The sequence below is a fragment of the Kitasatospora sp. NPDC022856 genome (assembly GCF_055561235.1).
This window is the reverse complement of the sequence record NZ_JBVHHE010000091.1, coordinates 1-8,037: the sequence shown is the minus strand read 5'-3', so window position 1 is coordinate 8,037 and position 8,037 is coordinate 1. Positions and strand designations below refer to the sequence as shown.

The 8,037-nt window shown below is 73.3% G+C and carries 1 protein-coding gene; it reads left to right on the top strand.

Translation table 11 applies throughout. The features are described 5' to 3' along the window. The coding region (locus ACZ34W_RS38020) for an amino acid adenylation domain-containing protein (protein ID WP_465610990.1) at window positions 1-8,037 on the top strand (8,037 nt) is incomplete at both ends.

Below are 8,037 nucleotides of genomic sequence, written 5' to 3'. Positions count from 1 at the left end.
GTCCCGCTGAGCAACAGCGGCAAGGTCGACCACCGCGCCCTCCCCGCCCCCGGCCTGGACGCGTTCGCCACCGGCGGCTACACCGCCCCCCGCACTCCGGTCGAGGAGCGCCTGGCCGCGGTCTGGGCCGAGGTCCTCGGCCTGCCGCGGGTCGGTGTGGAGGACAGCTTCTTCGACCTCGGCGGCGACTCCATCCGCGCCGTCCGCCTCGTCGGAGCCCTGCGCGCCGCCGGCTACGACATCTCCATCCCCGATGTCTTCCAGCAGCGCACCATCACCGCCCTCGCGACCCGGATCGGTGACGGCACCGGCCACTCCCTGATCACCGCCGTCCAGCCCTTCGCCCTCATCGGCGACGACGACCGCGCGGCCCTCCCGGCCGACATCGTCGACGCCTACCCGCTCTCCCAGGCGCAGACCGGCATGCTCGTCGAACTGGCGGCGGCCCAGGGATCGACGCTCTACCACAACCTCAACTCCTTCCGGATCGCCGAGAGCATCGGCTACGCGGCGGAGGAGCTGCGCCGCGCCGTCGACATCCTGACGGAGCGTCACGAAATCCTGCGCACCTCGATCGCGCTGTCCGGGTACGCGCAGCCGCTGCAGCTCGTGCACGCCTCGGCGCGGATCCCGCTCACCACCGTCGACCTGCGCGGCCTCACCGCCGACCAGGCGCGGGACCGGGCACGCGAGTACGTGCGGCAGGAGCGCGCGGCCGGCTTCGACCTGACCGCCGCCCCGCTGCTGCGGATCGCCGCGCACATCGAGTCCGACCGGGCCTGGCACCTGACCTTCAGCCACAGCCACACCGTGACCGACGGCTGGACGCTCAACTCGCTGCTGATGGAGCTCCTGGGCGTCTACCAGGCGCTCTGCGAGGGCCGTGAACCGGCGGTCCACGAGGCGCCCGCCGTCCGCTACGCCGACTACATCGCCGCCGAACAGGCCTCCCTCGCCGACCCGGCCGACCAGGCCTTCTGGCAGCAGGTCGTCGACGAGCACAGCCCGCTGGTGCTGCCCGGCAGCTGGGCGGACCAGGCGGGGCGGGCCCCGGTCGACCGGACCGTCGACTACACCGACCTGGAGGACGGGCTGCGCGTCCTCGCCGGCCGGGCGAAGACCTCGCTCAAGAGCGTGCTGCTGGCCGCGCACCTCAAGGTGCTGTCCGCCCTCACCCCGGACGAGGCCTTCCACACCGGCGTGGTCTACCACGGCCGTCTGGAGGCGCCGGGCGCCGACCGGGTGCTCGGCATGCACCTCAACACCCTGCCCTTCCCGACCACCCGCGGTGCCCGCACCTGGCGCGAGCTGGTCGAGCGGACCTACGCCACCGAGACCGCCATCTGGTCCCACCGCCGCTACCCGCTGCCCGCCGTCCAGCGCGCCGCGGGCGGCGTCGGCCTGCTGTCGACCCTCTTCGACTACCAGGACTTCCACCAGGTCGACAGCGGGAAGGCCGGCGGCGGCATCGGCATCGACGGCGGCCTGGACGGGGGCGGCAACGAGTTCGCCCTGATGGCCATCGCCGGCAACGGACGACTCGGCCTCGCCGCCGGAGCCGGCGCCCTCGGCAGCGCGAACCTGGAGCGGCTGGCCGCCCTCTACCGGCTGGTCCTGGAGTCGATGGCCGCCGATCCGGACGGTGACGCCCTCGCCGTCCCGCTGCCCGAGACCGACCGCCGGCTGCTCGCCGACTGGCAGCGGCGCACCGAACTGCCCGTGGACGCCTGCCTCCACGAGCTGTTCGCCGCCCGGGCCGCCCGCACCCCGGACGCCGTCGCCCTGACCAGCGGCTCGTCCCACCTCACCTACGCCGAGCTGGACGAGCGGGCCAACCGCATCGCCCAGCACCTCACCGCCCTCGGTGCCCGTCCCGACACCGTGGTCGGCGTCAGCCTGGAGCGCGGCCCGGACCTCGTCCCGACCCTGCTCGGCGTCCTGAAGTCCGGCGCCGCCTACCTGCCGCTGGACCCTTCCAACCCGGCCGACCGCCTCGCCTACATGCTGGCCGACGCCAAGGCCGACCTGCTCGTCACCCACTCCGCCCTGGACGAGCTGGAGTTCACCGGCACCCGCGTCCTCGTCGACGCCCACGAGGCCGAGATCGCGGCCCGTCCGGCCACCGCGCCGGTCACGGACGTGCGTCCGGACAACCTGATCTACGTCATCTACACCTCGGGCTCCACCGGCCTGCCCAAGGGCGTCAGCCTCACCCACGCCAGCGTCGCACGCCTGTTCACCACGACCCGCGAGCAGCTGGCCTTCTCGGCGGACGACGTGTGGGCGCTGTTCCACTCCTACGCCTTCGACGTCTCCGTCTGGGAGATGTGGGGCGCCCTGCTGCACGGCGCCCGCCTCGTCGTCGTCCCGCCCACCGTGAGCCGCTCCCCGCACGACCTGATCGACCTGCTGGTCCGCGAGCGGGTCAGCGTGCTGTGCCAGACGCCGTCCGCCTTCCGCGCGCTGTCCGGCCTGGCCGAGCAGGACGACCCGCGGGTGGACCGACTCGCCCTGCGCACCGTCATCTTCGCCGGTGAGCGCCTCGACATGGCCGAACTCCGCTCCTGGGCGGCCCGCAAGGGCACCGAACGCCCGGCCCTGGTCAACATGTACGGCCCCACCGAGATCACCGTGTACGCGACCCACCACGTGATCACCGCCGACGAGGTGGCCACCTCCCACCGCAGCAACATCGGCCATGCGCTGGGGGACCTGAGCATCCACCTCCTGGACACCGCCGGCCACCCGGTGCCGGTCGGCGTGCCCGGTGAGATGCACATCGGCGGCCCGGGCCTGGCCCGGGGCTACCTCGACCGCCCCGGGCTGACCGCCGAGCGGTTCGTCCCCGACCCCTTCGGCGCGCCCGGCTCCCGCCTCTACCGCACCGGCGACCTCGTCCTCCGCCTGCCCGACGGCGCCATCGACTTCCTCGGCCGGATCGACGGCCAGATCAAGATCCGCGGCTACCGCGTCGAGCTCGGCGAGATCGAGGCCGCGCTGGCCGCCTGCGCCGGGGTGCGCCAGGCCGTGGTCACCGTGCGCGAGAACGCGGCGGGGGAGAAGTCCCTGGTCGGTTACGTCGTCACCGGGACCGCCGGGGCGGGCGCCGACACGGCGGCGCTGCGCGCGGCGCTGTCCGTCACCCTGCCCGAGTACATGGTCCCGGCCGCGTTCGTCGCCCTGGACGCCCTCCCGCTCAGCAACAGCGGCAAGCTCGACCGCCGCGCGCTGCCCGCGCCGGACCTGGACGCCTTCAGCACCGGCGGCTACACCGCCCCGCGCACCCCGGTCGAGGAGCGCCTGGCGGCGGTCTGGGCCGAGGTCCTCGGCCTGTCCGAGGTGGGCGTCGAGGACAGCTTCTTCGACCTCGGCGGCGACTCCATCCGCGCCGTCCGCCTGGTCGGCGCGCTGCGCGCCGCCGGCTACGACGTGAGCATCCGCGACGTCTTCGACCACCGCACCGTCGCCGCCCTGGCCGCCACGGTCGGCGACGGCGGCGCGTCGCTGATCACCGCCGTCGAACCGTTCGCGCTGATCGCGGAGGAGGACCGCGCGGCCCTGCCCGCCGACGTCGTCGACGCCTACCCGCTCTCGCAGATCCAGACCGGCATGCTGGTCGAGCTGATGACCTCCGGCGACCGCGGGCTCTACCACAACCTGAACTCCTTCCGGATCCCCGACGCCGTGCCCTTCGACGCCGTCGCGTTGCGCGGCGCGCTCGACCTGGTCGCCGCCCGGCACGAGATCCTGCGCACCTCGCTGCACCTCGCGGACTTCTCCCGGCCGCTCCAGCTGGTGCACGCCGCCGTCACCTTCCCGCTCGCCGTGCACGACCTGCGCGGCCTCACCGCCGAACAGGCACAGGACCGGGCGGACACCTATCTGCGGGAGGAGCGCGCGGCCGGCTTCGACCTGACGGCCGCCCCGCTGCTGCGCTTCGCCGCGCACATCGAGTCCGACCGGGCCTGGCGCCTGACCTTCAGCCACAGCCACACCGTGACCGACGGCTGGACGCTCAACTCGCTGCTGATGGAGCTCCTGGACGTCTACCGGGCGCTGTCCGAGGGCCGTGAGCCGGCGGTGCACGAGGAGCCCGCCGTCCGTTACGCCGACTACATCGCCGCCGAACAGGCCTCCCTCGCCGACCCGGCCGACCAGGCCTTCTGGCAGCGGATCGTCGACGAGCACAGCCCGCTCGCGCTGCCGGCCGGGTGGGGCGGCGAGCGCGGCGGGCAGGTGAGCCACCAGGTGCCGTTCGCGGACCTGGAGGACGGCCTGCGGGCGCTGGCCGCCGAGGCGAGGACGTCGATCAAGAGCGTGCTGCTGGCCGCGCACCTCAAGGTGCTCGGCAGCCTGACGGCCGAGGACGCCTTCCACACCGGCGTGGTCTACCACGGCCGGCTGGAGGCGCCGGGCGCCGACCGGGTACTGGGCATGCACCTCAACACCCTGCCGTTCCCGGCCACCCGGGGCGCGAAGACCTGGCGTGAGCTGGTCGAGCGGACGTACGCGACCGAGAGTGCCATCTGGTCCCACCGCCGCTACCCGCTGCCCGCCATCCAGCGCGCCGCCGACAACACCCGTGACCTGATCACCGTCCTCTTCGACCACCACGACTTCCACCAGGTCGACACCGACACCGTCGACGTGGACGGCGGGATCAACGACGGCGGCACCGAGTTCGCGCTCAACGCGATCCCCTCGAACGGGTACTTCAACCTGAGCGGCTCGACGGAGTTCTTCACCGCGGCGAACCTGGAGCGGCTGGGCGCGATGTACCGGTCGGTGCTGGAGGCGATGGCCGCCGACGCCGACGGCGACGCCCGCGCCGCCCACCTGCCGGCCGACGAACTCTCCCGGCTGCTCGACACCTGGAACACCACCGTCGAGCAGCCGGTCGAGGACTGCGTCCACGAGCTGTTCGCCGCCCAGGCCGCCCGCACCCCGGACGCCATCGCCCTCACCAGCGGCTCGGCCCACCTGACCTACGCGGAGCTGGACGAGCGGGCCAACCGCATCGCCCACCACCTCACCGCCCTCGGCGCCGGCCCCGAGCGGATCGTCGGCCTCTCCCTGGAACGCGGACCCGACCTCATCCCCGCCCTGCTGGGCATCCTGAAGTCCGGCGCCGCCTACCTGCCACTCGACCCAGCCAACCCCGCCGACCGCCTCGCCTACATGCTCACCGACGCCAAGGCCGACCTGCTCGTCACCCACTCCGCCCTCGACGAGCTGGAGTTCACCGGCACCCGTGTGCTCGTCGACGCCCACGCGGCCGAGATCAACGCCCGCCCGGCCACCGCACCCGTGACCGGCGTGCGTCCGGACAACCAGGTCTACGTCATCTACACCTCGGGCTCCACCGGCCTGCCCAAGGGCGTCAGCCTCACCCACGCCAACGTCGCCCGCCACTTCGCGGCCACCCGGAAGCAGTTCGGCTTCCGGCCGGGCGACGTGGTCACCCAGTCGCATGCCTACAGCTTCGACGTCTCCGTCTGGGAGATGTGGGCCGCCCTGCTGCACGGCGGCCGGCTCGTCGTCGTCCCCTCGGCGATCGCCCGCTCGCCGCACGACTTCCTGGACCTCATGGTCGAGCAGCAGGTCACCGTCCTGCTGCAGACGCCCTCCGCGTTCTCCGCCCTCGCGGCGGCCGCCAAGGACGGCGACCCGCGGCTCGACCGGCTGGCTCTGCGCCTGGTCGCCTTCGGCGGTGAGCGGCTGGAGGCCGCCGAACTCCAGCCCTGGATAGCCCGGATGGGCCTGGACCACCCCGAGCCGGTCAACCTGTACGGCCCGACCGAGACCACCATGCACTGCGCCTACCACCGGGTCGGCGCCGAGGACCTCGCCGACCCGCGCCGCAGCGTCATCGGGCGCCCGGTCGGCGACCTCACCATCCACCTGCTGGACGCGGCCGGCCGCCTGGTACCCACCGGCGTTCCCGGCGAGATCCACGTCGGCGGCCCCGGCGTGGCCCGCGGCTACCTCGACCGCCCCGCCCTCACCGCCGAGCGTTTCGTCCCCGACCCGTTCGGCCCGCCCGGAACCCGCCTCTACGCCACCGGCGACCTCGCCCGCCGCCTGCCCGACGGCAGCCTCGACTCCCTCGGCCGGATCGACAGCCAGGTCAAGATCCGCGGCCACCGCGTCGAGCTCGGCGAGATCGAGTCCGCGCTGACCGCCCACCCGGACATCCGCGACGCCGTGGTGACCGTCCACGAGCCGGCCCCGGGGGTCAAGCGCCTGATCGCCTACCTGGTGGCCGCCGGGCCGCTCGACCTGACCGGGCTGCGCGCCCGGCTCGGCGAGAGCCTGCCGGAGTACATGGTCCCGGCCGGGTACGTCCTGCTCGACCGGATCCCGCTGACCAGCAGCAGCAAGGTCGACGTGCGTGCGCTGCCCGCCCCCGACGCCGAAGCCTTCGACGCCTCGGAGTACGTCGGCCCGCGCACCCCCGCCGAGGAGCGGATCGCCGCCATCTGGGCCGACGTCCTCGGCCTGTCGCAGGTGGGCGTGCGGAGCAGCTTCTTCGACCTCGGCGGTGACTCGATGCGGGTCGTCCGGCTGGTCGGCGCGCTGCGCGCGGCGGGCTTCGACATCACCGTCCCCGCGGTCTTCGAGCACCGCACCGTCGCCGCGCTGGCCGCCACGGTCGGCGACGGCGGCGCGTCGCTGATCACCGCCGTCCGGCCGTTCGCGCTGATCGGCGACGGTGACCGGGCGCTGCTGCCCGCCGACGCCGTCGACGCCTACCCGCTCTCCCAGGTGCAGACCGGCATGCTCGTCGAGCTGCTCGCCACCACCGCCGCCCCCGGGAAGCAGCGCAGCCTGTACCACAACGTCAACTCCTTCCTGATCCGGGACGGGCAGCCCTTCTCGCTGGAGTCGCTGCAGGGCGCCGTGGACACCGTGGCGGCCCGCCACGACATCCTGCGCACCTCGATGCACCTGGAGGGCTTCGACGAGCCGCTGCAGATCGTGCACGCCACCGCCGACTACCCGGTGGTCCTGGAGGACCTGCGCGGCCTCGACCAGGCCGAACGGGCGCGGCTCAAGGGCGAGTTCCTGACGCGGGAGCAGTCCCGGACCTTCGACCTCACCGTCGCGCCGCTGCTGCGGGTCTCGGCGCTCGTCGAGTCCGAGGACTCCTGGCGGCTCAACTTCACCTACAACCACGCCATTTCGGAGGGATGGAGCTACAACTCGCTGCTGATGGAGGTGCTCGACTGCTACCGCGCGCTGCGCGCCGCGGGCGCGCCGGACGCCTACGAGCAGCCGGCGGTGCGGTACGCGGACTTCATCGCCGCCGAGCAGACCGCGCTGGCCGACCCGGCGACCCAGGCCTTCTGGCAGCAGATCGTCGAGGAGCACACGCCGCTGGCGCTCCCGGCCGGCTGGGCCGCCGAGGCGGGCGAGGCGACCCGCCGGCACCTCCAGGTGCCGTTCGCGGACCTGGAGGACGGCCTGCGCGAGCTGGCCGCCCGGGCGAAGACCTCGCTCAAGAGCGTGCTGCTCGCGGCGCACCTCAAGGTGCTGTCCGCCCTCACCCCGGACGAGGCCTTCCACACCGGTGTGGTCTACCACGGCCGTCTGGAGGCGCCGGGTGCCGACCGGGTGCTGGGTATGCACCTCAACACCCTGCCGTTCCCGGCCAGTCGGGGTGCGAGGACCTGGCGTGAGCTGGTCGAGCGGACGTACGCGACGGAGACCGCCATCTGGTCGCACCGCCGTTACCCGCTGCCCGCCATCCAGCGCGCCGCCGGGAACACCCGCGACCTGCTCACGGTGCTGTTCGAGTTCCTCGACTTCCACCAGGTCGACACCGAAGCGGTCGACGTGGACGGCGGAGTCAGCGACGGCATCAACGAGTTCGCGCTCAACGTCATCCCGACCCGCGGCAGCGTGAACTTCCACGTCTCGGCCGGGGTGCTCAGCCAGGCGAGCCTGGAGCGGTTGGGTGGGTTGTACCGGTCGGTGTTGGAGTCGATGGCGGCGGATCCGGAGGGTGACGCGCGTGTGGTGCCGTTGTCCGGGGCC